The 23,916-nt window shown below is 66.0% G+C and carries 22 protein-coding genes and 1 pseudogene; 12 read left to right on the top strand and 11 right to left on the bottom strand.

The genetic code is table 11. From position 1 onward, the window contains the following. Positions 1-46 precede the first annotated feature (46 nt). Positions 47-1,159 (top strand): hypothetical protein, encoded by a 1,113-nt coding sequence (locus R2770_19730; protein ID MEZ5282694.1) that lies wholly within the window; start codon positions 47-49, stop codon positions 1,157-1,159. Here the strand turns inward: R2770_19730 and R2770_19725 are convergent. Together R2770_19725 and R2770_19720 are read right to left on the bottom strand one after the other, a co-directional pair. Further along, positions 1,156-1,896: a thioesterase family protein gene (locus R2770_19725; GenBank protein MEZ5282693.1), complete on the bottom strand. Its 741-nt coding sequence runs from the start codon at positions 1,894-1,896 to the stop codon at positions 1,156-1,158. The two genes, R2770_19730 and R2770_19725, sit on opposite strands and share 4 nt — an antisense overlap. A 65-nt stretch (positions 1,897-1,961) precedes the next feature. Further along, positions 1,962-2,489 carry a TIGR03086 family metal-binding protein gene (locus R2770_19720; GenBank protein MEZ5282692.1) on the bottom strand — a complete coding sequence of 176 codons (528 nt, stop codon included), beginning with the start codon at positions 2,487-2,489 and terminating at the stop codon, positions 1,962-1,964. Between the two features lie 117 nt (positions 2,490-2,606). Here R2770_19720 and R2770_19715 point away from each other — a divergent pair, with 117 nt between their 5' ends. From R2770_19715 to R2770_19700, 4 genes and pseudogenes are all read left to right on the top strand, one after another. Further along, positions 2,607-3,434, top strand: coding sequence for an SDR family NAD(P)-dependent oxidoreductase (locus tag R2770_19715; protein MEZ5282691.1), 828 nt, complete (start codon positions 2,607-2,609; stop codon positions 3,432-3,434). Positions 3,435-4,291: 857 nt separating this feature from the next. Continuing rightward, positions 4,292-5,047, top strand: a pseudogene (locus R2770_19710) (AMP-binding protein). Continuing rightward, complete coding sequence (locus R2770_19705; GenBank protein MEZ5282690.1) at positions 5,041-5,952, top strand: AMP-binding protein; 912 nt, start codon at positions 5,041-5,043, stop codon at positions 5,950-5,952. The pseudogene R2770_19710 and the gene R2770_19705 overlap by 7 nt, the downstream one beginning before the upstream one ends. Before the next feature lie 36 nt (positions 5,953-5,988). Next, positions 5,989-6,951 (top strand): putative zinc-binding metallopeptidase, encoded by a 963-nt coding sequence (locus R2770_19700; protein ID MEZ5282689.1) that lies wholly within the window; start codon positions 5,989-5,991, stop codon positions 6,949-6,951. A 15-nt stretch (positions 6,952-6,966) separates the two neighbouring features. Here the strand turns inward: R2770_19700 and R2770_19695 are convergent, their stop codons facing one another. The 4 genes from R2770_19695 to R2770_19680 form a co-directional block, all read right to left on the bottom strand. Next, positions 6,967-7,110 carry a hypothetical protein gene (locus tag R2770_19695; protein MEZ5282688.1) on the bottom strand — a complete coding sequence of 48 codons (144 nt, stop codon included), beginning with the start codon at positions 7,108-7,110 and terminating at the stop codon, positions 6,967-6,969. Between the two features lie 201 nt (positions 7,111-7,311). Continuing rightward, on the bottom strand, positions 7,312-9,216 hold the full coding sequence (locus R2770_19690; protein MEZ5282687.1) for an alkyl sulfatase dimerization domain-containing protein: 1,905 nt from the start codon (positions 9,214-9,216) through the stop codon (positions 7,312-7,314). A 12-nt stretch (positions 9,217-9,228) separates the two neighbouring features. Further along, on the bottom strand, positions 9,229-10,113 hold the full coding sequence (locus R2770_19685) for an alpha/beta hydrolase (GenBank protein MEZ5282686.1): 885 nt from the start codon (positions 10,111-10,113) through the stop codon (positions 9,229-9,231). Between the two features lie 6 nt (positions 10,114-10,119). Then, on the bottom strand, positions 10,120-11,277 hold the full coding sequence (locus tag R2770_19680; protein MEZ5282685.1) for an acyl-CoA dehydrogenase family protein: 1,158 nt from the start codon (positions 11,275-11,277) through the stop codon (positions 10,120-10,122). 109 nt (positions 11,278-11,386) lie between these two features. Here R2770_19680 and R2770_19675 point away from each other — a divergent pair, with 109 nt between their 5' ends. The 3 genes from R2770_19675 to R2770_19665 are packed head-to-tail and all read left to right on the top strand — an operon-like array spanning position 11,387 to position 13,970. Next, the gene (locus R2770_19675; protein MEZ5282684.1) at positions 11,387-12,649 is read left to right on the top strand and encodes an NAD(P)/FAD-dependent oxidoreductase; all 1,263 of its coding nucleotides are present in this window, start codon (positions 11,387-11,389) and stop codon (positions 12,647-12,649) included. A 45-nt stretch (positions 12,650-12,694) separates the two neighbouring features. Continuing rightward, positions 12,695-13,363 carry an SDR family oxidoreductase gene (locus R2770_19670; GenBank protein ID MEZ5282683.1) on the top strand — a complete coding sequence of 223 codons (669 nt, stop codon included), beginning with the start codon at positions 12,695-12,697 and terminating at the stop codon, positions 13,361-13,363. A gap of 10 nt (positions 13,364-13,373) precedes the next feature. Further along, positions 13,374-13,970 (top strand): hypothetical protein, encoded by a 597-nt coding sequence (locus R2770_19665; protein MEZ5282682.1) that lies wholly within the window; start codon positions 13,374-13,376, stop codon positions 13,968-13,970. Here the strand turns inward: R2770_19665 and R2770_19660 are convergent. Further along, positions 13,967-15,211, bottom strand: coding sequence for an RNA polymerase sigma factor (locus R2770_19660; protein ID MEZ5282681.1), 1,245 nt, complete (start codon positions 15,209-15,211; stop codon positions 13,967-13,969). The two genes, R2770_19665 and R2770_19660, sit on opposite strands and share 4 nt — an antisense overlap. Before the next feature lie 27 nt (positions 15,212-15,238). Beyond that, positions 15,239-15,607 carry a YciI family protein gene (locus R2770_19655; GenBank protein ID MEZ5282680.1) on the bottom strand — a complete coding sequence of 123 codons (369 nt, stop codon included), beginning with the start codon at positions 15,605-15,607 and terminating at the stop codon, positions 15,239-15,241. Between the two features lie 136 nt (positions 15,608-15,743). Here R2770_19655 and R2770_19650 point away from each other — a divergent pair, with 136 nt between their 5' ends. After that, positions 15,744-16,472, top strand: coding sequence for a dienelactone hydrolase family protein (locus R2770_19650; protein MEZ5282679.1), 729 nt, complete (start codon positions 15,744-15,746; stop codon positions 16,470-16,472). Between the two features lie 7 nt (positions 16,473-16,479). Here the strand turns inward: R2770_19650 and R2770_19645 are convergent, their stop codons facing one another. After that, complete coding sequence (locus tag R2770_19645; protein ID MEZ5282678.1) at positions 16,480-18,132, bottom strand: NAD(P)/FAD-dependent oxidoreductase; 1,653 nt, start codon at positions 18,130-18,132, stop codon at positions 16,480-16,482. 42 nt (positions 18,133-18,174) lie between these two features. On the opposite strand from R2770_19645, the gene R2770_19640 reads away from it, so the two are divergent. Further along, positions 18,175-19,209: an LLM class flavin-dependent oxidoreductase gene (locus R2770_19640; GenBank protein ID MEZ5282677.1), complete on the top strand. Its 1,035-nt coding sequence runs from the start codon at positions 18,175-18,177 to the stop codon at positions 19,207-19,209. Between the two features lie 4 nt (positions 19,210-19,213). Here the strand turns inward: R2770_19640 and R2770_19635 are convergent, their stop codons facing one another. Beyond that, entirely contained in the window at positions 19,214-20,197 is a 984-nt protein-coding gene (locus tag R2770_19635; GenBank protein MEZ5282676.1) for an LLM class flavin-dependent oxidoreductase, read from the bottom strand. A gap of 58 nt (positions 20,198-20,255) precedes the next feature. Here R2770_19635 and R2770_19630 point away from each other — a divergent pair, with 58 nt between their 5' ends. After that, the gene (locus tag R2770_19630) at positions 20,256-22,076 is read left to right on the top strand and encodes a M3 family oligoendopeptidase (GenBank protein MEZ5282675.1); all 1,821 of its coding nucleotides are present in this window, start codon (positions 20,256-20,258) and stop codon (positions 22,074-22,076) included. Here R2770_19630 and R2770_19625 read toward each other — a convergent pair. After that, the gene (locus tag R2770_19625; protein ID MEZ5282674.1) at positions 22,034-22,894 is read right to left on the bottom strand and encodes a TauD/TfdA family dioxygenase; all 861 of its coding nucleotides are present in this window, start codon (positions 22,892-22,894) and stop codon (positions 22,034-22,036) included. The two genes, R2770_19630 and R2770_19625, sit on opposite strands and share 43 nt — an antisense overlap. Positions 22,895-22,932: 38 nt before the next feature. Between R2770_19625 and R2770_19620 the strand changes: the two genes are divergently transcribed. Continuing rightward, positions 22,933-23,874, top strand: a complete 942-nt coding sequence (locus tag R2770_19620) for a glycosyltransferase (protein MEZ5282673.1) — start codon at positions 22,933-22,935, stop codon at positions 23,872-23,874. Positions 23,875-23,916 lie beyond the last annotated feature (42 nt).

Raw genomic sequence — 23,916 nt, 5'->3', positions numbered from 1 at the left:
CTCCTGCCACTTTCCGTGATCGATCGGCCACGCTACGGTGCTGTGCGTGGCGCACCCGAGGTGGATCAGTTCGAGAGCAGTGCGCATAGGCGCATTGGCGGCCGCCTTCACGGCGCTGGCCGCCGCCTTCGCATGGTCAGCGGCCTCACAACCCGAGAACAGGGCTGGCGAACGGATCTTCGCCACCACAGCTCCGCCCACCACTGCGCCACCAACGACCGATCCGCCCACCACAGCACCGGCACCGAGACCGACCACGGTCGTTGCGCCGACAACAACCTCCGCGCCCACGACCACAACCACGGTCGCCGCGGCACCCACTCCCCCGCCGCCTGTGACCTACGAGGTCTCCGCAAACGAGTCGCTGCGCGAGGCCAAGGCCGTGGCCGTGGACGTCCTCGAGACGCTCACCAACTATGAGGCCACCGACACCCTGGACGACGTCGTCTCGCGGGTGACGTCGGACCCGGTGTTGACCGCCCGCCTGTTGGAACAAGCAGCGCCCCTGCACCACCAGGGCATGTGGTCGAGATCGACCATCGTCTACCCCCAGCTCGGTGGGCACCGCAACAACCGCGCGTCGGTCATGATCGTCGTGCGTCAGGATCTGGGAGTCGGGTCCGAAGCGGTCATAACCCAGACCAGGACGGTCGACCTGCGAGTCGATTTACGCGCCGCGCAGTGGACCTTCGTCGACCTGCCCGACATCGGAGGGCTGCCGGTCGAACGCCCCGACGATCTGTCCGCAGAGGCCGCTGCCGTGCTGGACAACCCCGACATCGTGCTGGCCGACTCTGCCGTGTGGGACATCTACGCGGGGCGCATCACCCCGAATCTGTTGAAGATCATGGCTGACCTGTCGCAGCGCACCCCGTTCGCCGCTGTGGTCCTGAAGAGCGGCCACCCATACCACGTGTTCGAGACCGACCGCATCAGCAAGCACACGGTCGGCATGGCCGTCGACATCTACCTGCTGAACGGAACCCGTGTGATCGACAACGACGGGGCGGCGTCGGACATCCACGACATCGTGGAGTGGATCTACGACCATCCATTGGTCAGCGAGGTCGGCAGCCCGTGGGCCCTCGACGGCTACGGGGGCCGCTCGTTCACCGACGATGTGCACCTGGATCACGTGCACATCGGCGTGCGCGGCTAGCCCGCCAGTCTGGTCTGCCTGGTGGTGGCCAGAAGCCGTCCGTCTGGCAGGTGAATCCAGCCATCCTCGACGGCATATCCATCCCGAGAATGAAACGCGTGAACCCTGGCCGACAGACGCTCGTCGTCGTCGAGTGTCCACGATCCGGCGCCATCGTGGATCTGCATCGAGTACTCGACCGTGACCGCACGCGACGGAGCGCTCGAGCGGACGAACACCGCTGGCGGAAAGTAGTCGCCGTACATCAACAGCCACGCCGCGTCGAAGCTGCCGGTGCCCACGGGCCGGCTCCAAGCCAGCCACTGGGCGCGGTCGGCTCCGGCGAAGGGCACGGTCGAGGGCGACATGAGGGTGTCGACCTTGGTGATGTGGCGTGGCCGTTCCCAGTCGGCGACGTCGACGACCTCGCTGGGCTGGGACAACGCAGGGGCCACGTCGGAGAACTCGGTGCCGGTGGACGGTGCCGAGTGGTGAAACCGCGACACCGTGGTCACCTTCCCACCCTGGATCGTGGTGACGTGACTGGTGGTCAGGAGACGTCCTTCACGGACCGACTCGACCTCGATCACCAGATCGCCGACCTCGGTTCCCCTGACGAAACCGACGGTGGCCGCCCGCAACGATCGCGGCGGCTGCTGCGGGTCGGTCGGAACGACGACGGCCTCGCACGCGCGCAGGGCCACGGCGGCCACGCAGCCGCCGTGAACACCCTGCAGGGCGACCCACGAATCGTCGATGGTCGCACGGAAGCGGCCTTCGCCCAGCGGGATAACCGCAAAGGCGTCGTCGCCGCCGGAGATGGTCAGGGCTGGCGGCCGGCGAAGGCGACCAGCTTGTCCTGGGCGCTGGCGTCGTCGGCGACCTCGACCGCGGGTCCGAACATGTTGGGCGAACGCAGCATCTGCTCGGGCACGCGGGCCAGGCCCATGTGCACCGACTCGACGGCTTCGGCAGGAAGCGTGTCGTCTGCGCCGATGGCACGGGCCAGATCCCAAGCGTGCAGCAAGGCGTCGCCGGTGGCGAGCCCCATCGCCTGGTGCTTGGGCATGCCGTTCATCGGGCCGCCCTCGATGGTGCCCTCCAACGCGGACGGATCGGTCAGAGCACCGGCGATGGCTGCCTTCACCGAATCCCACCCTTGCTCGGGCGAAGCGTCGGCGCCGAGGATGCGCCCGACGTTGGCCTGCCAGAAGATGGTGTGCTCGACGAGGTCCTTGACCGTCCAGTCTCCACATCCGGTCGCGACATCCCACTGGTCGTCGCCCACGGCTGCCAGCTTCTGTTCGAAGCAGTCGGCTGCCTGCTGCCAGATCTCTGCTGGGCCCTTCATGGCTGCCCCCCTCGTCTCTCTGTGTAGGTTCGAGCCGAAGCTAACACTGTTGGTCCGCAGTCGGCACAGCAACTAGAAGAGTCAGACCGAAACAAGACCGTTCGAGGGGGAGAACCCGTGAATCGACTGCAGGGCAAGCTGGCGCTGATAACCGGCGCGGCATCGGGACTGGGAGCCCAGATCGCACGCCGCTTCACCGAAGAAGGAGCGACGGTCGTCATCAACGACCTTCGAGCAGCCGACGCCGAGGCGATGGCAGAAGAGTTGGGTGGCGACTCGATGGCGGTGGGATTCGACGTCGCCGACTCGGCCGCGGTCGAGGCCGGCTTCAAAGAGGTCGCCGAGCGATTCGGGCGACTGGACATCTTGGTGAACAACGCCGGATTCGCCCAGGACGCACCCGAGGAAGAGCGCGCAGAACGCGACCGGTTGAGGATGCAGCAGATTGCCGAGATCCAGGCTGGCGAAACCGTCGAGTCGTTCGTAGACGTCACCATGCACATGCCGGACGAACGGTGGCGTCGAATGTTGGCCGTGCACCTGGACGGCACGTTCTACTGCACCCGCGAGGGGCTCAAGATAATGGCCCCGCAGCGCTCGGGATCGATCATCTGCATGGGTTCGATCATGGGCACTGCCGGCGGTGCCGGCGCCCCGCACTATTGCGCCGCAAAGGCGGGCATCATGGGTTTCGCCAGGTCGTTGGCCCGAGAGGTTGTCGAGCGAGGCATCAGGGTCAACTCGATCGCCCCCGGGTACATCGACACTCCGATGACAGCACCCATGACCTTCGCCCGGCCCTTCATCGAGGCCGCAACGCCGATGCGCCGCTTCGGCGAACCCGACGACATCGCGTGGGCCGCCGTCTACCTGGCCTCCGACGAGGCCAAGTTCGTGACCGGCCAGGTACTGTCGCCCAACGGCGGCTATCACATGAGCCAGTAGCACATGAGCCGGTAGCTCCCGAGCCTGCCACCTTCCGCCGAACAACCGCCTGAAGCACGAGTGCGCCGGCCAACACGGCTGCTGCGCCCAGTGCGAATGCGACCCGCAAAGCGGTCTTGAGTTCCTTGTGCACCATTGCACCGACCGCAACCTCGGCCCCGACCCCCGACGACGCGTCCGCGCTCATGATGACGACCGACCACCGACCCGGCTGGATGACCCACTCGATCGACTGGCCGCCCCGGCCACTGGCCATCACGGCCCAGATCGGTTCGTCGGCCGGTCGCGCCGGCCTGGCAGTTCCGGGGTGTGTCAGATATTCGATGTCGGTCAGTGCGTGGGCGGCGGCATCCCAGTCGACCACCGAGTCGTAGGCCGCCCCAGCCAGATATGACCTCACCAGGTCGGTGCTTGCAATACCGATGAAAATTCCGCTGGGGCCAAGCGCGCGCCCATGGATCGCAACCTCGTTCGGATATCCCACGACCGCGCTCATGGGCCAGTCGCCGACGATGTCGCCATAACCGCCCCTCAGGAAGCTCGCATCGTCGACGACGATCGCACGGCCCGAGGTCTCGAGCGCGAACGGCTCGGTCATGTGATAGCCGTACACGCCCCTGAACTCGGTGAGGGGTGCGGCCGTTCCGTACATCGACACCAGGCCGCCGACCACCAGGACGATTCCCGCCACCGCAGCCACGGCTCGCCGTCGATGGTGCCCGGTCATCGGATCGACCAGCTTTCCCAGAACCACTCCATTGGCCCTGACCTGATCGTAAGGCCGAGCGCGACCCTGGCAACGGGCCATTGGACCCTCAACAGGTCGGGCGGATGGTTCGGGTAGGCGTCGCCGGCGCATGACCGAATACGATCGGCCCATGACCAAGGCGATCTCGACCGGACCCACCGACATACCGCTGCTGGAAGAGACCATCGGTGCCAACCTCGAGGCCACGGTGGCCCGTTTCGGTGACCGGGAAGCGCTGGTTGTAGCCCACCAGGGCATCCGCCAGACGTGGAGCGAATTCAACGACACCGTCAACGCGGTGGCCAAGGGCCTGATGGCGTCGGGTATCGAAGTGGGCGATCGGGTCGCAATGTGGAGCCCCAACTACGCCGAGTGGGTGTACATCCAGTACGCAACCGCGAAGATCGGCGCCATACAGGTCAACATCAACCCGGCGTATCGAACCAACGAGCTCGAATACGCACTAAAGCAGTCGGGGTGCAAGATGCTGGTCACCCGCACCAGCTACCTGACGTCGGCCTACCAGGACATGGTCGAAGCGGTCAGGCCCGCGCTGACCGACCTCGAGCGGGTCGTCTACTTCGACACCGAAGATTGGGCGCAGTTGTTGGCGGCCGGCGACGCGATCTCCGACGAACAGCTCGCGGCGGTCGGTGCCTCGCTGTCGCCAACCGATGCCATCAACATCCAGTACACGTCTGGCACGACCGGCTTCCCCAAGGGGGCAACGCTCAGCCATCGCAACATCTTGAACGACGCCAAGATGGTCGGCGACGCCTGCGGATACGACGAGACCGACCGCGTTTGTATCCCGGTGCCCTTCTACCACTGCTTCGGCATGGTGATGGGCAACCTGTCGTGCTCGGCCTTCGGCGCCACGATGGTCATCCCCTGCCCCACATTCGACCCGGGGCGGTGTTGCAGACCGTGCAGGACGAGCACTGCACGTCGCTTTACGGAGTGCCCACGATGTTCATCGCCGAGTTGGGCCACCCCGATCGCGCCGGGTTCGACCTCAGCTCGTTGCGCACCGGAATCATGGCCGGGTCGCCATGTCCGATCGAGGTCATGCGTCAGGTCATCGACCAGATGAACATGAGCGAGGTCACCATCGCGTACGGCATGACCGAGACGTCGCCGGTGTCGACCCAGACCTCGACCACCGATTCGGTGGAACACAGGGTGTCGACCGTGGGCCGGGTGTTGCCACACGTCGAGGCCAAGATCGTCGACCCCGAGACCGGTGAGACGGTCGAGCGGGGCCAGAGCGGCGAGTACTGCACCCGAGGCTTCCACGTGATGATCGGCTACTGGAACGACCCAGAAAAGACCGCCGAGGCCATCGACGCCGAAGGCTGGATGCACTCTGGCGACCTGGCCACCATGGACGAAGACGGCTACGTCAACATCGTCGGGCGTATCAAGGACATGATCATCCGCGGCGGCGAGAACGTGTACCCCCGCGAGATCGAAGAGTTCCTGTACACCCACCCAGCAGTGGCCGACGCCCAGGTGATCGGTGTGCCAGACGAACGCTACGGCGAGGAGATCATGGCCTGGGTGCAACTCGCACCGGGTGCCACCCTCACCGAGGACGAGCTCAAGGACTATTGCCGCGGCAAGATCGCCCACTTCAAGATCCCGCGTTATGTCGCCTTCGTGACCGAGTTCCCAATGACGGTCACGGGCAAGGTCCGCAAGGTCGAGATGCGCGAGAAGGCGATAGCCGATCTGGGGCTGGCCACCGCGGCCGCCACAGAGACCGCTTGACTATCTCGCCCGTCGATTCTGCCGACAACCACAGGCATGGGTTCATCGTCCAGATTTGACCGTGCCACCCGCCGCCTAACACTGGCCGTGGTGCTGGTCGGGTTGTTGCTGGCCGGCGCGTGCGCCGACACCGACGAGGGCTTCGCGGACGACGACTTCCAGGACGAGTTCCAGGAAGAGGGCTTTGCTGACGACGAGTTCGCGGAAGACGAGTCGCAGAGCGATGTCGCCGACGTCGCGGGCTCGGACTGCGAAACAGAATTGGGCGACGATGCCGAGTTCTACTGGCTCGGTGCCTACCGGGTGGTCGACGGCGAACTAGGCGAACTGTGCTTCGGCCAAGACGATCAGACACTCGTCGACGCATGGGAAGCACTGGCGGCGATGAGCCCCAAGGGTCAGCTGACCGACCTGGGTCTGTTCGCCGGGTTCGAATCGCCAGACGCCGGCGACGAGGTGACCCTGGCGTTCGTGAATGCGCTCGACGACGACGGCAATCAGTTCCAGATGTCGATCAACCTGCCCGTCGCCGACGAAGACCCCGACGAGTTGTTGCTGACGATGGCACACGAGTTCACCCACGTCTTCACGTCGACCGTGACCCAGATGGACCGCTCGGCCGAAGCCGAGTTCGACTGCGACACCTACTACAACGGCGAGGCTTGTTACTACGAGGACTCGTTGATGTGGGCATGGATCGACGAATTCTGGGGTGAGTTGGCTGCCGAGGTCGATCCGTTCGCCGACGCCAGCGCCGCCGACGGCGAAGACCGCTGCGAGCGCGAACCACAGTTCCTGGGTGCATACGCCGCCAGCACGCCAGAGGAAGACTTCGCCGAGTCGTTCGCCGCCTACGTGTTCGACGTGCCCGCACCAACCGACGAGGTGCAGGCCAAGCTCGACTGGATAGACGCCCAGCCCGGCCTCAGCGAATTTCGCGACCGCGCCATCGATGCGGGCATGGGCCCACTCGATGGCAACTTCGACATCTGCGGCTGACCCGGCGCCGACGGGTTAGCCCGTGTGCTGGTGTCTGCCCCCAACGAACATCATCACCAGTCCGGCTCCGGACATGGCGAACATGAACGGGCCGATCGTGGTGGCCAGAGCGACGCTGGCACCGCAGATGGCAATTCCGGCAACGAAGAGCGGACTCACTTCTTCCACGCTGCCATCGCCGCCGTGGCGTACCGCGAACAACGCCGCACCGAGAGCGGCAGCCGAAGCGACCGCGAGCAGTATCCAAATCCACAACACTTCGACTGCTCCCTTCGAGATCGTGCAAGCCCATCGTCGTTCATCGGACGCCGGGCCTCCAGGGTCGCCAGTCCCGTTTGCGCGGCCGACCCGGCGCAAAGCTCACGGCAGCACGATGTTGAAGCCGGTCTGGCTGTGATCGAGGTTGGCGAAGATAGCCCGCAGTGCCTGCACGTCGCCATCGACCTGGGCCTGGGCAATCAGTTGGCCGGCGTCGGCCTCGCCAGACACCGCGGCTGCGAAGATCGCCTTGGAAACCCTGACAGTGCAGTCGGCCTCGGCATCGTGGTGGTCGGGGACGAAGTGAATGGCTTGGTGCGACAGCCCCACCACTCCCCTCTCGCCCGAGTCGGTCAACTCGACGTTGAGTCGGCTGCGCATGCCGGCGGTGTCGGCCGCAGACAGGCAGACCGCCAGCGCATCGACCATCTGCTCGAGGGTTATCGCAGCCATCAGCCCACGCCTTCGCCGCCGCGGCTCGGAGCCACCGTTGCGCAGCTCGGCAGCGCCGGTGAGGTAGGCGTTGCGCCAGGTTGCCGCCTCTGACTGATATCCCAGCTGCTCCAGTGCGGCGGCCTGCAGTTCGCGGGCGCCGTGGTTGGACGGATCGGCGAACACCAGGTGGTTGACCACCTCGGCCACCCAGCGATAGTCGCCCTGGTCGAAGCTGCGGCGGGCCTTGGCCAGCAACTCGTCGGCGCCGCCCATGAACTCGACATAGCGCCGGCCGGCCTCCTGGGGAGGATGGGACCAGAGGTGAGCAGGATTGGCGTCGTACCACGACAGGTAGAACTGGTATATCGCCTTGATGTTGTGAACCAGCGATCCGTAGTAGCCGCGGGTATGGCTGCACTCGAGGAAGTCCTCGGGCAGATCGAGAACCTCGGCTATCTCCGAGGCGACAAGGCCCTTGTTCGCCATTCGCAGCGTCTGATCGTGCATCCAGCGATAGAGGTCGCGCTGGCGCTCGAGATAGTCGATCACCTCGTCGTTGCCCCAACGCGGCCAGTGGTGCGAAGCGAAGGTCAGCTTGGCGTCGGCGCCCCACATGTGCAGCGCCTCGCCGATGTACTTGGACCACGCCAGCGTGTTGCGCGCCTGCGCCCCACGAAACGGGATGAGGTTGTGCATGGTGTGGGTGCAGTTCTCGGCGGTGCACAGCCAGCCCTTGTCGGGGAAGAAGAAGTTCATCTCGGCGGGCGCTTCGGCATCGGGAGTGTTCTGGAACACGATGCGAACGCCGTCGACGATGTGCTCCTCGCCCGTTCTGGAGATGTCGAGTGTGGGAGCGATCAGTCCCGAAGGTGCCTTGGCCGTCGAGATGCCCAAGCCCACCTCGACGTGCCCCTTCGGCCCGGCCGGCAGCTGCATACCGAACTGGTAGGTGGCCCGCTGGCTCATGGCGGGTCCCGCGAGGATGAACTCGGACGTCACCTCGGCCAGGAAACCTTCGGGTGCGATGATCTGGACCTCGCCCGCGTCGACGGCCGCCTGGGAGGTCACGCCCAGCACGCCGCCGTAGTGATCGGTGTGGCTGTGGGTGTAGATGACAGCCTTCACCGGCCGCTCGCCGAGGTGTTCGTTGGCCAGGGCCAGAGCCGCGGCCGCGGTGACGGTGGTGGTCAGCGGATCGATGATGATCCAGCCGGTGTCGCCCTCGATGAACGAGATGTTCGAGATGTCGTAGCCGCGGACCTGCCAGAGCCCGTCATCGACCTGGAACAGGCCGTGGTTGACGTCGACTTGGGCCTGGCGCCACAGGCTGGGGTGCACGGTGTCGGGCGCAGACTGGTCGCGCGACACGAAGTCGTAGTCGTTGATGTCGAACGCCACGGCAGACGGGCCGTCGATGCGTCCGGTGGGATGGGTGGCGACGAGTCCACGCGAAGCGAACTCGAAGTCGAGATCGCCCAGATCGAGGCTCTCGCCCGCCACACGGTTGCGCTCGCGGGTGAAGGAACTGGCTTCGTTGGGCTCGCGGGAGTCGAGTGGCTCATATCTGGTCAAGGCAGGATCCGATCAATCGAGGTGTTCGGTCAGGTAGGACGCGATGGCCTCGATCGCCTGGTCGGCCTCGGGGACCGAACCGGCGAAGTCATGCCACACGTGACACATGTGGGGCCAGACGTCGAGTCGCACCTCACCACCCGCGGCGGCGATGCCGGCGGCCAGGCGCTGCGAGTCGGCCAGCAACACCTCGTGATCACCCACCTGAATGAGCAGGGGCGCAAGCGATTCCAACCGCCCGAACACCGGCGATGCCAGAGGATCGCGGGCCGACCCGGCTGCTCCGACAAAAAGATCGGCGCAGGCCTGGAGCACATCGCGACCGACCATCACGTCGAGGTCGGCCAATGTGTCGATGGTTTCGCCGGAGAGGGTCATGTCGGCAAACGGCGAGATCGCCACCGCCGCAGCCGGTTGGGGCAGACCACTGTCGCGCACGGCCATCAGCAGGGCGACCGCCAGCCCGCCCCCGGCCGAATCACCGGCCACGGCCAGCTGCTGGGGCCCTCGGCCCGATTCCAGCAACCACCGATAAGCAGCCAGGGCGTCTTCGACGGCCGCTGGGTGGGGATGCTCGGGCGCAAGGCGATAGTCGAGGGCCAAAACGATGTGGCCGGTCGCCTTGGCCAGGTGGCCGGTGATGTTGTGATGCGACCAGGGAGAACCGGCCACATAGCCGCCCCCGTGCAGGTAAAGGATGACCGACTGCGAGGTGGCTGAGACCGGGTTGGCCCATTCGGCCGGAACGCCACCGATGCTGTCGGGCTGGGCGACCACCCCGTCAGGCAGGGGGCCTCCGACATCTTCGAGGAAGCTGCGCAACGCCAGATGGCCGGCGAAGGGCGCCTTGTTGGCCGCCAACCGGGCTCTGACGGATTCGAATTGTTCGCTGGCCATCACCGATCAGACCAGCCCATCCTCGAGCTCGAGCCCCAAGAGGTGTTGGCCGTGCATCTCGACGGCGGTGTCGAAGTCGAGCATGGCGTGGCGGGTGGCGGTGCTGATGTCGCGATACAGCCGTTCGAGAGGGTTGGTCTTGTGGGCGGCACCCGCGCCCGAGGCACCCAGCAGACGGTTGGTGGCGCGCAGGCAAAGTTCGTTGGCAAAGGCTGCGTTCCACCGAACCTGCGACCGCAAGCCGATGGGCATCGGCGGCTGGGTGTTCATGGCTGCATCGAGCATGTCGCATGACTGCTGGGTCAAGGCCCAGGCGGCAGCGATCTCGCCGCTGGCCTCGGCAACCCGGCGCTGCATGCCGGCGCTCTCGACCTTGGGTGTGCCGGTGTAGGCGTGACGACGGGTCTTGGCCTGCTCGATGACGATGTCGCGAAACGCCTCGGCCATGCCAACGATCGACCCCAACAGCATGGTCGCCAGCGTCGCCTGGACGGGCAGCCGGTACAGCCCCACGTCGACGCCTTCGACGGTGCCCAACACCGCGGCCGAGGCACGAACCGTGAGATGGTCGGGCACGAACACGTCGTCGAGAACGATGTCCTTGGACCCGGTGCCGCGCATGCCGGTGGTGAACCAGGTGTCGTCCAGGCTGATGTCGTCGGCGGGCAGGAAGGCGAGGATGGTCGGGCAACGCGTGCCGGTTTCGTCGACGGTGCCGGTGGCGCCGACTATGTACCACTGGCCCACGTCGGCCCCGCTCGCATACGGCCATCGGCCGGTCAGCCGATAACCACCCTCGACCCGCACTGCGCGCCCCGGCCTGGTCGACGGCACGCCGGGTATCAGCACACCGGGGTCGGCGCCGAAGATCTCGTCCAACCCGGCGCTCGGCAGCCGGCCCGCGATGAAGGTGTGGGCGCCCGTGACCATCAGCACCCACGACGCTGCCGAGCTGCCGTGGGCGATGATGCGCTCGGCCTCGACGAGGTCGCGAACCGTCATCTGGTACCCGCCGTGGGATGCGGGTGTGACGATCTTGGTGAGTCCGGCCTGATGCATCAGCGCGGCCGCCTCGGGGCTCAGTTGCCTGGTCGACTCTGACCCGTCGCACGTGCTCTTGAGCGGTTCGACTATCTCGCCGGCCGCCGTCGCGACATCGAGCATCTGACTACCTCCCCCGGCCGGCGTCTCGGCTGCAGCCGCCGACCGGTTCCTATCCTTCCCGACATGGCAGATCGATGCCAGACGAGCGCTCGCCGTTAGCGTTGCATTCATGACGATGCCATCGGATCAGTCCCCCGACTTCGTGCCGGACAGCGCAGACGTCGTCGTGGTCGGAGCAGGTCTGGCGGGCCTCAGCGCGGCGCGGGCTGTTCACGAGGCCGGCTTGGATGTGTTGGTTCTGGAAGCCTCCGACGGTGTTGGGGGCCGTGTACGCAGCGACGTTGTCGAGGGGTTCACCCTGGACCGCGGCTTTCAGGTTCTGCTGACGGCATACCCAGAATTGGAGACACAGTTCGACGTCGATGCGCTGAACCTGCGCAGGTTCGAGCCGGGTGCGATGCTGTGGGACGGCAAGCGCATGTCGGTTCTGGGCGACCCGCTGCGCAGGCCCAAGACCCTGGTTTCGGGGGCGCTGGCACCCATCGGCTCGGTGGCCGACAAAGCGAGGCTGCTGCGCCAGCGGATCAGGCTCGCCCGGGCCGACGTCGGCGACCTCCTGCGCCACGACGACGACACCACCTACCACGCCCTGTTGTCGGACGGGTTCAGCGAGTCGATGATCGACGGCTTCTTCCGACCCTTCGTCGGCGGCATACAGCTGGACCCCACCCTGCAGACCAGCCGCCGGATGTTCGACGTCATCATGCGCTGCCTGCTGACCGGCGACGCAGCGGTGCCGGCGGGTGGCATGGGCGCCATGTCGACCCAACTGGCTTCGCACCTGCCACCCCAGGCGGTCAGACTCGAAGCGCCCGTTTCCGCGGTGAAGCCGGGCGAGGTCCGGATCGGCGACCGGGTGGTTGCGGCCCAGAGGGTGATCGTCGCCACCGAGGGACCTGCTGCGGCCTCGCTGCTGGGGCTGGACGCGGTCGAATCCAACCCCGCGACCTGTGTGTGGTTTGCCGCGGACGAGGCTCCGGTGGACGACCGCTACCTGATACTGGACAGCAGCGCGAGCGGCCCTGCGCTGAACATCGCAGTGATGTCGAACGTTGCCCCCGAATATGCGCCCGCCGGCAAGACCCTGATCGCTGCCGCATGCCCGGGTATCCACAACCCGCACGCCGAGGCCCCGGTTCGCAAACAGCTGGCGCTCATCTGGGGATCGGCCGTCGAGTCGTGGCGGCACCTTCGCACCGACACCATCGCGCACGGCCAGCCTCGCCAGTATCCGCCGTTCGCCCCCAAGAAGAAGATCGACCTGGGCGAAGGCCTGTTCGTTTGTGGTGATCACCGCGACACGGCCTCGATACAGGGCGCCTTGTTCTCCGGCCGGCGCTGCGGCGAAGCCGTTGTGGAATCACTGGCCTGACCCCGAGGTTGCACCAACTCGACACCCACTGCTCGGAGGTCCCGAATGCTTGCAGGAAAGTCGGCCCTGGTGGCCGGAGCCACCGGAGGTCTCGGATCGCAGATCGCCAGAATCCTGGCGTCGCAGGGTGCGAACCTGACCCTGGTCGCAAGGCAACCCGGCAGGCTGAGCGCACTGGACGTGCCAGGGCACAAGGTGGCCCTCGATCTGAGATACCCCGATTCGTGCTCGGCGGCCGTTCATGCCGCCGTAGAACACGCGGGCAGGCTCGACGTGGTAGTCAACGCGGTTGGCGTGGTGGCGTTCGGGTCGGTCGAGGAACTGTCGATCGACGCCATGGAAGAGCTGTTCATGACCAACACGTTCATCCCGATGATGTTGGCCAAGGCGGCGCTCGGCTCGCTGGACGAGGGCGGAACCCTGGTGAACATCTCGGGAGTCGTCGCCGAGAAGAACCTACCCGGCATGGCTGCCTATGGCGCCTCGAAGGCCGCGGTGCGGTCGTTCGACCAGGCCCTGGCGCGCGAAGCCAGGCGCAAGAAGATCAGGGTCATAGACGCCAGACCGCCCCACACCGAAACCGGTTTGGCCGATCGCCCCATCTGGGGAACCGCTCCGAAAATGCCCCAGGGCCTCGACCCGGTGACGGTTGCCCAGACCATCTGCGACGCCATAACCGGCGACACTGCCGACCTGCCCAGCACGGCGTTCTAGGCTCGTGGGCATGGCTGCAGGAGACAACCCCGGGGGCGACCAGGTCTTGTGGACCCGCCCGATCGACCACGACAAGATCGCCAGGCGACGCAGAAACCTCGGCCTGTACTACGGCCTGCCCAGCCTCGCCGCGCTGATCCTGGCCCTGGTGCTCGGCGGTCCAGGCCCGGCGGCCGGGGTGCTGATCCTGGTGGGGTTGTTCGGGCTGCTCGTGGGCGGCATGGTCTTCTTCAAAGACCTCAACGCAAAGATGGGCGGCACCATCAAGCTGGCCGACGGCAAGCTGGTCTTCGGGCAACGCCAGGTCGACCTCGCCCGCCTCGAGTCGTGGACCACGGTGTCCATGAAGGAAGACTGGGGCGTCATGGATCAGGCGTTGTTCGGCAATCCGATGGCGGGCAACGCGATCACCGCCAAGGCGCTGTTCCGCCTGGCTCACTACGACGAGTCGGGCCAGCGCGGCACCAACCTGGAGGGTGGTCCGGGCTACGAGGTGGTCGAGTTCGCGTGGGCAGAGATGACACCCGAGGTGCTCGACGATCTGCGCAAGACGCTGGAACCTCACCTGTTCGCCCCGTGGGTGCCGTTGGACCAGCTGCGCGGCTAGTCGCCTTTGCTGCCCATCCGATCCTGCGACAGCGACTCGAGCCTTCCGGTCAAGAAGCGCCTGTCGGCCGGGTTGGGATGGCAATCGAGGGCCAGCAGATAGGCCGCCTCGGCCTCGTCGTTGCGATGCAGGCGGCGCAGCATGTCGGCCCGCGCGGCATGGAACAGGTGCCATCCCTCGACGCCCTGTACTGCGTCGATCACCGCCAACCCTGCAGCCGGACCAAAGGCCTGGTCGACCGCCACCGCCCGGTTGACGCGCACCACGGGTGTGGGCATCTGACGTTCGAGGAGCCCATAGAGCTCGGCGATCTGAGGCCAGTCGGTGTCTTGGTATGACGGCGCCAACCCGTGCAGGCACGCGATGGCCGCCTGGGTTTGCATGGGGCCGGGTTGTCGTCTGCGGATGGCTGAGTCGATCAGCGCCGCAGCCTCGGCGATCTCGTCGTGGCGCCACCTGGTGCGATCCTGGTCGTTCAGCAGCACCAGCTCGCCGGCGTTGTCGAGCCTTGCGTCGCGTCTGGCGTGTGTGGCCAACATCAACGACAGCAGGCCTGTGCACTCGGGAACGTCGGGCATCAGGTCGGTCAATAGCCGCCCCAGCCTCATCGCCTCCTCGGCCAGATCGATACGCACCGGGCTGTCACCGGTTGCCGAATGGTGGCCCTCGGTGAAGATGAGGTAGATCACGCGACACACCGCTTCGAGGCGATCGGGTAGCTCGTGGTCGGACGGCACCCGATAGGGGATGTTGGCGCCTGCGATCTTCTTCTTGGCCCTGACGATGCGCTGGGCCATCGTCGCCTCCGGCACCAGGAACGCTCGAGCAATCTCCTCGGTTGTGAGGCCGCCCAGCGTCTTCAGGCTGAGGGCGATGCGGGCCGGTTCGGCCAGCGCCGGATGGCAGCACGTGAACAGCAGCCGCAACATGTCGTCTCGAACGCTCGACGGTTCTGGCACCGGTTCTGGGTCGTTCAGCAGGTGAGCCATGGCGGCTTGCTCCTTGGGACCCCGGTTTGTTTCGCGTCGCAGCCTGTCGAGCGCCGAGTTGCGAGCCACCGATGTCAGCCAGGCCGCCGGATTGTCGGGGACCCCTCGGTCGGGCCAGATCTCGAGCGCGCGGACCACGGCGTCGTGCACCGCGTCCTCGGCCAGCTCGAGAGACCCGAGCCGCCGGGTGAGGGTGGCCACGACGCGGCCACCCTCACGGCGGATGACATCGGCCAGCAGCTGCTGGTTCACGGGGTCGGCGTCAACCTTCCTGGCTGATCAGCCTTCCTGGCTGAAATCGATACACGGCCGGACCTCGACCCGGCCGTGCCAGGCGCCGGGGATCTGCGCGGCCCAGTGCAGGGCCTCGTCGAGATCGGAGCAGTTCAGCAGGTAGAAGCCGCCGAGCACTTCCTTGGTCTCGGCGAAAGGTCCGTCGGTGGTGGTGACGTCGCCGCCCTTGCCACCGGCGACGCTGACGGTGGTGGCAGTCATGGTCGGCTGCAGCGCTTCGCCGCCGGCCAGTACACCAGCGGCGCCGGCCGCTTCGCCGAAGGCGCCGTAGTCGGCCATCACCTGGGCCCACTCGTCGGGTGCAGGCTCGGTTGTCGGCTCTTCGGAGTAGATGAGTGCTGCGTAGAGAGGCATCGGATGTCCTTTCGGATTGGTTGGTTTCGTGATCACGACGAACGGCTCGAGCCCGATTCGACAGCCTCGCAGAATTTTTCGGAGATTTCGTCCGCGACCGTGTGCCGCTAGCTTCTTGCGACACAAAGGGGGAACTGTGCAGACCTACACCGAGAGCATCGACTCAGCCAGCGGCCCGTTGGGCATCCATGTGGTCAGGCCCGACGGCGACGGACCATTCCCGGTGGTGGTGTTCTTCCACCACGGCCCCGGCCTGGACCAACCGTCGAAGGACACCATGGCTCGCATAGCCGGTTGGGGTTATTACGTCGTCACACACGACCGCTATCACCGCAGCGAGCCCTGGTACCAGATGGCAGCTCGTACCGACGAAGAGGTCAAGAAGATGTTCGGCCTCATCATGGCGACTTCGGAGGATCAGGTCGGCGAAGACGTCGGGGCGGTGCTCGACTGGCTGTCGTCTGACCCCGCCGCTCGCACCGATGGACCCATGGGCTGCATCGGATACTGCATCGGTGCCCGCAGCTCTCTGTGCACCATCCGCGACAGGGGTGACCGGTTTCGGGCTGCGGCCGGCTTGCACCCGTCGTTTTGCACCACCGACGCGCCCGACTCACCGCACCTGGCAGTGCCCACCTATACCGGGTCGCTGTACATCGCATTCGGCTCGGCCGACCAGATGCAACCGGCGTCGGCCAACGAAGCCCTCATCGACGCGACGAACGCCCTCGAAAAGGGTGAAGCCGAGATCCACGACGGCGCCGACCATGGCTTCGGCGTAATCGGCAGCGGCGCCTACCACCAATCGGCGGCCGATCGCTCGTACGAGCGAGTGAAGGTGATGTTCGACCGCGAGCTTCTGTGAACAGGGCCTAGTCGAACTCGAACTCGCGGTAGCCACCGTCGACCACGGCCTCGACACGGGCGACGTATCGAGGCGCGCCGCCGAAGTATGCCTGATATCGCACCTGCCCCTCGGCGTGACCGGCCACGTTCGAGTTGTATCCGGTGAACCAGCCCTTGCTGTTGCGAATCAGCAACCTCTCGTGGGCGCGTACGACCTCTTTGACCCAGGCATCCTCGGCCTCGAGGCGGGCCTCGACGCGCGTGTTGCCGTTGTCGAGGGTCGTTTCGATCAGCCCGGTGACGAACTCGACACCCTTTTCGATGGCCCGCGGGAAGTTGGTCGAACCCGACACGCTCTGCGGGCCGGCGACCATCATCAGGTTGGGGAACCCGTGTGTCATCACCCCAAGCAAGGTGCGTGGGCTGTCGCTCCACCGATCGCTCAACCGAACCCCGTTGGCGCCTTCGATGTCCATGCGGTCGTAGCCGCCGGTGATGGCGTCGAATCCGGTTGCGAACACGATGACATCGAGGTCGTGGTGCTGGTCGCTGGTCTGGATGCCACCCTCGGTGAAGTGTTGGATCGGTGTCTCCTGGAGATCGACCAGGTGCACGTTGGGCCGGTTGTAAGCCTCGAAATAGTGGGTTTCGAGGGGCAGGCGCTGCAACCCGAAACCGTGGTCTCTGGGGATGAGCTTCTCGGCCAGGGCGGGGTCGTCGACCCGGCCACGAATGCGGTCGGCGATGTAGGCCGACAGCTCGGCGTTGGCGGCCTCGTCGAAGTAGATCTCGCCATAGTTGGCAGCGAGAATCGCGAAGCCAGGCTCGGCATAGAGCTGGTCCCACAACGCCCGGCGCTCTTCGGCGGTGGCATCCCAGAAGCCCCATCTGGGCACATGCTCGAACCCACCCGGCGAGGCTGCGCAGTTGGCGAAGATCTCGTCGTAGCGGGCCCGTATCTGCGACATCTCGTCGTCTGAGATCGGTCCGTTGTTCAGCGGCGAGCTCCAGTTGGGGCGCCGCTGGAACACCTTCAGCTCGCCGACCTTGTCTGCGATCTCGGCAATAACCTGGATGCCCGTTGCACCGGTACCGATGACGCCGACTCGACGGCCCGCCAACTCGACGGGTTCCTCGGGCCAGTGAAAGGTGTGGAACGCCTGCCCCTCGAACCGGTCGAGGCCCGGATAGTCGGGCATGGTCGGTATCGACAGTGGGCCCAGGCTGGCCACCACGAACCGGGCCGAGGTGACCGACCCTTCGGTGTCGGTGAGATGCCAGACGCGCCGCTGTTCGTCCCACTTCATGGATGCGATGCGCACGCCGAAGCGCATGTGTTTGCGCAGGTCGAACTTGTCGGCGACATAGTTGAGATAGCGCAAGTTCTCGGGCTGGGGCGAGAACCGCTCCTTCCAGTGCCACTCGTCGAGCAACTCCTGAGAGAACGAGTAGCCATAGGTGTAGCTCTCGGAGTCGAACCTGCACCCCGGGTACCGATTGCGATACCAGGTGCCGCCCAGATCGGCTTCGGCTTCGAGCACCACGGCATCGAGCCCCATGTCGACGAGGCGCTTGATCTGATAGATGCCGGACACCCCGGCACCGATGACCACCACATCGTGCGTGGCCGCCTCGTGGTTTGTGGTCGCTGGGGATGTCTCAACATCGTCTTCGGGCATCAGGAAAGTCTGTCACGCACGCCGCGGTGGCATGCTGTTGGCATGGCTGACCCGCACCAAGACAAGCCCGTCGCACTGTCGATACTCGACCTGGCCATCGTCAACCGCGACGACTCGGTGGCGCAGGCCCTTGCCAACTGTGTCGAGGTTGCCCAGCTGGCCGAACGGCGCGGATACCGGCGAATCTGGTACGCCGAGCACCACAACATGTCGGCGATCGCTTCGTCGGCCACCAGCGTGCTGATCGCCCATGTGGCCTCGCGGACCTCGACCATCACGCTTGGTTCGGGTGGGGTGATGCTGCCCAACCATTCTCCGCTGGTCATAGCCGAGCAGTTCGGAACCCTGGCCGAGCTGCATCCGGGCCGCATCGACCTGGGCCTGGGACGGGCGCCTGGCACCGACCAGGTCACCATGCGGGCCATGCGGGTCGATCCTCGCGCCTCAGACCACTTCCCCCAGGACGTGCTCGAGCTGCAGGCCTATCTTCAGGGCCGGTCGAAGGTGGCGGGGGTGCAGGCCGTTCCCGGCTCTGGCACCAACGTTCCGCTGTACATACTGGGCTCGTCGCTGTTCGGGGCGCAGCTGGCCGCAAAGCTGGGGCTGCCCTACGGGTTCGCGTCGCACTTCGCACCCGGCCAGCTGTTCGAGGCCGTGGCGCTATACCGAGACCGTTTCGAGCCGTCAGAGCAGCTCGCCGAGCCCTATGTCTTGGCGGGGGTCAACGTGATAGCCGCCGAAACCCAGGCCGATGCCGAGCGCCAGCGCCTGGATGTCAGCCGCCGCCGGGTGGCCCGCTTCCTGCGCGTGCCCCGCGAGCTCACCGACGAAGAGGCCGACCAGGTGTTGGCCTCGCCCCAGGGCCAACACATCGCACACATGATGCACTTCACCGCAGCGGGCGACCCCGGCCAGGTCGATTCGTACCTGGCCGACTTCGCCCAGCGCGCCCAGGCCGACGAGCTGATAACCGTGCACCCGTCGCCCACCCTCGCCGAGAGGCTGCGTTCCATCGAGTTGCTGGCCGACGTGCGTCTCCCCACCCCACCGAACTGTCTGTCCCCAGCGCCCCTATAGGGGCTCAGGCCAGGGTGGCTTCGACGAAAAGGCTCATCGAGCGCATCGCCTCGGCGTGCGACAGGTCGCCCCAGGTGAACTTGCACAGCATCAGGTCGGCGTTCGACTCGGCCTCGAAGCGTTCGACGAATCGGGCGACGGTTGCGGGCGAACCGGCGATGACCGAGTTGCGCTGGAGTGCGACATCGACATCGCCACCACAGGTCGGATCGTTGGGAACGGCCAAACCCCACCTGCGAAACAGCGGGGTCAGGTTCTCGGTGAACCGCGCCCACGCCGAACGCACCCGGCTCAGCGCTTCGTCGTCTGTCTCGCACACCAGAAACGTGTAGGTGCCGGCCACCTGACCCCGACCTGCCGACGCCTCGTCGCACAGCGACCGGTACAGCTCGACCTGGCTTGCCACGTGTGAAGGCGGGCCGCCCGTGACCGTGTTCATGCCCCGCTGCGCTGCGGCACGAACGTTGCCCGGATACCAGAACGGTGGATGCGGCTGCTGAACCGGGCGCACGGTCACGGGCATGCCGTCGAACCGGTAGTGAACACCGTGGTGGTCGACCGTGTCGCTGGTCAGAGCCTTGACCAACACCTCGAAGGCCTCGTCTCGCCTGGCACCCCCCTGGTCGGGGTCGAGACCCCACAGCTCGTGCTCGGGCGAGCTGATTCCCTTCCCGATGCCCACCTCGAGGCGCCCGTCGCACAGGTTGTCGAGCATTGCGATGTGTTCTGCCAGACGTAGCGGGTGGTGGAACGGCAGCAGATACACCAGCGACCCCAGCCGCATCCGCTCGGTGTGCTGGGAAGCGGCCGCGAGGAACGTCCCAGAGTCGGGGGCTGCGTCCAGCCCGATGCCGTGATGTTCGCTCTTGAAGTAACACCAGAACCCGGCCTCGTCGAGCGCTCGGATGTATTCCATCCGGTCGCGGTACTGCCGGCTCAGCGACACATCGCGGTCCAGTTCGACCTGATCGAAAACGGCGAATTGCACCTGACCCCCTCCCGAGGCTGCCAGTGTCGCACGTCTGGTCAGCTGCGACACTGGTCGTATGACGGTCACAGAGAACGCACCATCACCCGACGCGCCCCGCTGGGATGTCAGCAAGTACTTCCCCGGTGTCGACAGCCGCGAGTACACCGACGCCGAGGAGCAGATCGGGGCTCGGGTGGGTCGGCTGGCAGCGCTGTACGACCGCCACGACGTCAGGCGCGGATCGGTGCCCGACGACCCGACAACCGCCATCGACGAGGTACTGGCTGGCACCAACGAGGTGCTCGGACAGCTGGGACAGATGCGCGCCTATCTGAACGCATTCGTCAGCACCGACAGCACCGACTCGGTGGCCCAGGCGGCGATGTCGCGCCTCGAACGGGTGATGGTCGACCTGTCGAACCTGACCACACGTTTCGACGCATGGACCGAGGGCCTAGACGTCGACGAACTGATCGCCGCCAGCGACGCCGCGGCCGCCCACGAGTGGCCTTTGCGCAAGGGTCTGGTTCGCGCCGAACACCAGATGAGCGAGGCCGAAGAAGAACTGGCCGCCCTGATGTCGGTCACGGGATCTTCGGCCTGGTCGCGGCTGTACGGCGACGTGTCGTCGTCGATCCGCGCGGTGGTCGACCTGCCCGACGGGCCGCAGTCGCTGCCCATCTTCGCCATCAGGGGTCTGGCGACCAACCCCGACACCGCAGTGCGCCAAGCCGCCTATGTGGCCGAGCATGGAGCCTGGGAGCAACACTCGATTCCGATCGCGGCCGCGCTCAACGCCATCAAGGGCGAACAGCAGGAGCTGGCGCTGCGAAGGGGATGGCCCTCGGTGCTGGCGGCCCAGGTGTTCGGGCAGGCCGTCGACCAGGACACGCTGGCGGCACTGCAATCGGCCATGGTCGCATCGTTCCCCGACTTCCGCCGATATCTGCGAACCAAGTCGGGGCTGCTCGGCCACGATGGAGGCCTGCCGTGGTACGACCTGTTCGCCCCCGTGGGTGAGGCCGCGGCGGTGGACTGGTCAGAGGCCGTCGAGCGGGTCTACGACGCCTTCGGCTCGTATTCGACCTCGCTGCGGGGCTTGGCCGAGCGTGCCGTCGGCGAGCGGTGGATCGACGTCGCACCTCGCGCCGGCAAGCGGGGCGGGGCGTTCTGCATGCCCATGGGCGACGGCGACAGCCGGGTGTTGTTGAACTTCGACGGCAGCGCGGACGGGGTCATGACCCTGGCACACGAGCTGGGCCACGCCTACCACAACGTCCAGTTGGGCGAACGCACACCCATCCAGCGAGGCACCCCGTCGACGCTGGCCGAGACCGCGTCGATCTTCTGCGAAACCCTGATGGTGCACCACGGCCTCGAAGCCCTCGAAGGCGCCCAGCGCCTGGCACTGCTGGACATCGATCTGTCCGGCACCACCCAGGTCATCGTCGACATTCACAGTCGGTTCCTGTTCGAGTCGTCGGTGTTCGAACGGCGACGCAAGTCGACCTTGTCGGTTGGCGAGCTGTGCGAGCTGATGGCCGACGCTCAGCAGGCGACCTATGGCGAGGGCCTGCACGAAGACGTGCGCCATCGATGGATGTGGGCGGCCAAGCCGCACTACTACGGCAGCGTGTTCTACAACTGGCCCTACGCGTTTGGCCTGCTGTTCGGCCTGGGCCTTTACGCCCGCTTCATGGACGATCCCGAAGCCTTCCGCGGCGCCTACGACGACCTGTTGTCGTCTACCGGGTTGGCCCCCGCCGCCGAATTGGGCGCCCGGTTCGGCATCGACGTGCGCGACGAGGCCTTCTGGTCGGCAGGGCTGGACGTCGTGCGAGCGCGCATCGACGACTATTCGGCCTTGGCCGACGACACCGCAATCGCTGGTTCGTAGGCGGTCGGTGGTTGGCCCTCGACCAGTGTCCTGCGCATCCGACGCACTCCCGGCCAAGGGTCGATGATGAGTCGGTGGAATGTCGCCGCCTGGTCGTAGAACACCACGTCGCCTTCGTGCCAACGCCAACGGCAGGTGAAATTCAGGCTGGTCGAGCGTTCGACCAGCTCGGCCATCAGCCGGGCAGGGTCAGAGCCCTCGAAGCCGACCAACTCGGCCTGGGCATCGAGCGTGTACACGCTGGGCTTGCCCGTTCGGGGGTGGGCTCTGACGACCGGGTGGGTGTTTCCGACACACACTCGTTTCCAGAGCGCCCTCAACATCGGGTCGCCGCCGGCATAGCGATCCAGGAAGAACTCTCCGATCGAGTGGTTCACCCCAACTCCGTCCAGATCTGCGCGAATCCGGTCCGGAAGCCTTTCGTAGGCGAGCTGGAGGTTCAGCCACATGGTGTCGCCGCCGTAGGAGGGCACCTCGATCGCGTTCAGGATGCCGATCGAGGGCGGAGAAGGAAGGTACGGGAAGTCGACATGCCAACTGTCGGTACCGAGAGGCTCGTCGCTGGTCGCCTCCACGGTTACTGGTTCGGCACTGGCCTTGCCTCGCAATCGGTCGATCGGGTGTATCCAGGGCGTACCCAGCGCCGAGGTGACCGCCATGTGTTCGGACTCGGTCAGGCGCTGACCGCGTATTGCGACGACGAGGTGGCGATCCAACAGTTCGCTCAACTGATCGATCATCTCGGGGGTAGGACTACGCAGGTCGGCGCCCTCAGCCACTACTCCGAGGGCAGCGGACATGTGGTCTACGACTCGCACGGTGACCAAAGATAGTGAGTGCGCGATACTCGGCGCCTGTGCGGGTGTCGATCCTTGTGGCCACGAGAAGCCGGCCATCCGAGCTGAGACGCCTGTTGGAGTCGCTCGCCAGGCTCAAGTTCAGGCAGCTCGACGAAGACCGGGCCATCGCCGCTGTGGTCATCGTCGACAACGCAAGCCCGCCCGAGGGTTACGACTCCGACGAGTTGTCGTCGCTATGCGGGCTCGACGTGAGGGTGGTGCACGAGTCGCGCACCGGCATTCCCTTCGCCCGAAATACCGCCATTCGGAACCGAAACCGCGAGGCCGACGCGGTGGTGTTCATCGACGATGACGTGACCGCCACGCCTTCGTGGCTCGAGCAGCTCATCATCGCGGCGGAACAGCACGACGCGGACTTCGTCTCTGGCCCATCGCTTCCGCGAATCCCGCCGGGGGCTTCGCCGAGAGCGAGGGCGATCCTGAGCACACTTCGCAGTGCCCGACCTGCCGACGGCACCGTTCTCGAACATGCGGCAACCGGCAACCTGTTGATCAACACGAGCTGGCTCGACCGACAAGAGACTTGGTTGGACGAGTCGTTCGGAACCGCCGGTGGCTCCGACATCGAATGGACGGCACGCTCGGTCGAGCAGGGTGCCAGATTGATCCACGCCGATCGTGCCGTCACGTGGCACTGGCTGAGCGAGGAACGAGCATCGCTTCGATGGCTGGTGCAGCGCGGCTACCGCGTTGGTTTCGGTCAGGCCGAGCGAGCGCGCGACGCAGGTACGAAACGCAGCCACCTCGTGCGCAGCACGTTCAAGGAACTCGGACGCGTCGTGCTGGTGTGGATTCGGGCGGTGCTGGGACGCGATAGCGAACTCAGGTATGCCGCAGAGCACAGAGTGCCGTGGATCTCGGGGTGGCTGGCATGTGCCGTCGGCCTGCCCCGCCCGAAGGTGTACCGCAAGGTGACCTCTGACAACTCCGGAATGTAACTTGGCCTCCTCGATGCCGTCAGGATCATGACAGCGCACCAC

It is taken from the genome of Acidimicrobiales bacterium, from assembly GCA_041394185.1.
In the GTDB taxonomy this organism is placed as follows: domain Bacteria; phylum Actinomycetota; class Acidimicrobiia; order Acidimicrobiales; family Poriferisodalaceae; genus JAAETH01.
The sequence above is the reverse complement of the archived record's forward strand: the minus strand, read 5'-3'. Positions and strand labels throughout refer to the sequence as shown.

Excerpts from the sequence above, each read along its gene's own strand:
- R2770_19720 (MEZ5282692.1), bottom strand. The coding sequence starts at position 2,489 with ATGAAGGGCCCAGCAGAGATCTGGCAGCAGGCAGCCGACTGCTTCGAA.
- R2770_19700 (MEZ5282689.1), top strand. The coding sequence starts at position 5,989 with ATGGGTTCATCGTCCAGATTTGACCGTGCCACCCGCCGCCTAACACTG.
- R2770_19685 (MEZ5282686.1), bottom strand. The coding sequence starts at position 10,113 with ATGGCCAGCGAACAATTCGAATCCGTCAGAGCCCGGTTGGCGGCCAAC.
- R2770_19680 (MEZ5282685.1), bottom strand. The coding sequence starts at position 11,277 with ATGCTCGATGTCGCGACGGCGGCCGGCGAGATAGTCGAACCGCTCAAG.
- R2770_19675 (MEZ5282684.1), top strand. The coding sequence starts at position 11,387 with ATGACGATGCCATCGGATCAGTCCCCCGACTTCGTGCCGGACAGCGCA.
- R2770_19670 (MEZ5282683.1), top strand. The coding sequence starts at position 12,695 with ATGCTTGCAGGAAAGTCGGCCCTGGTGGCCGGAGCCACCGGAGGTCTC.
- R2770_19665 (MEZ5282682.1), top strand. The coding sequence starts at position 13,374 with ATGGCTGCAGGAGACAACCCCGGGGGCGACCAGGTCTTGTGGACCCGC.
- R2770_19655 (MEZ5282680.1), bottom strand. The coding sequence starts at position 15,607 with ATGCCTCTCTACGCAGCACTCATCTACTCCGAAGAGCCGACAACCGAG.
- R2770_19645 (MEZ5282678.1), bottom strand. The coding sequence starts at position 18,132 with ATGCCCGAAGACGATGTTGAGACATCCCCAGCGACCACAAACCACGAG.
- R2770_19640 (MEZ5282677.1), top strand. The coding sequence starts at position 18,175 with ATGGCTGACCCGCACCAAGACAAGCCCGTCGCACTGTCGATACTCGAC.
- R2770_19630 (MEZ5282675.1), top strand. The coding sequence starts at position 20,256 with ATGACGGTCACAGAGAACGCACCATCACCCGACGCGCCCCGCTGGGAT.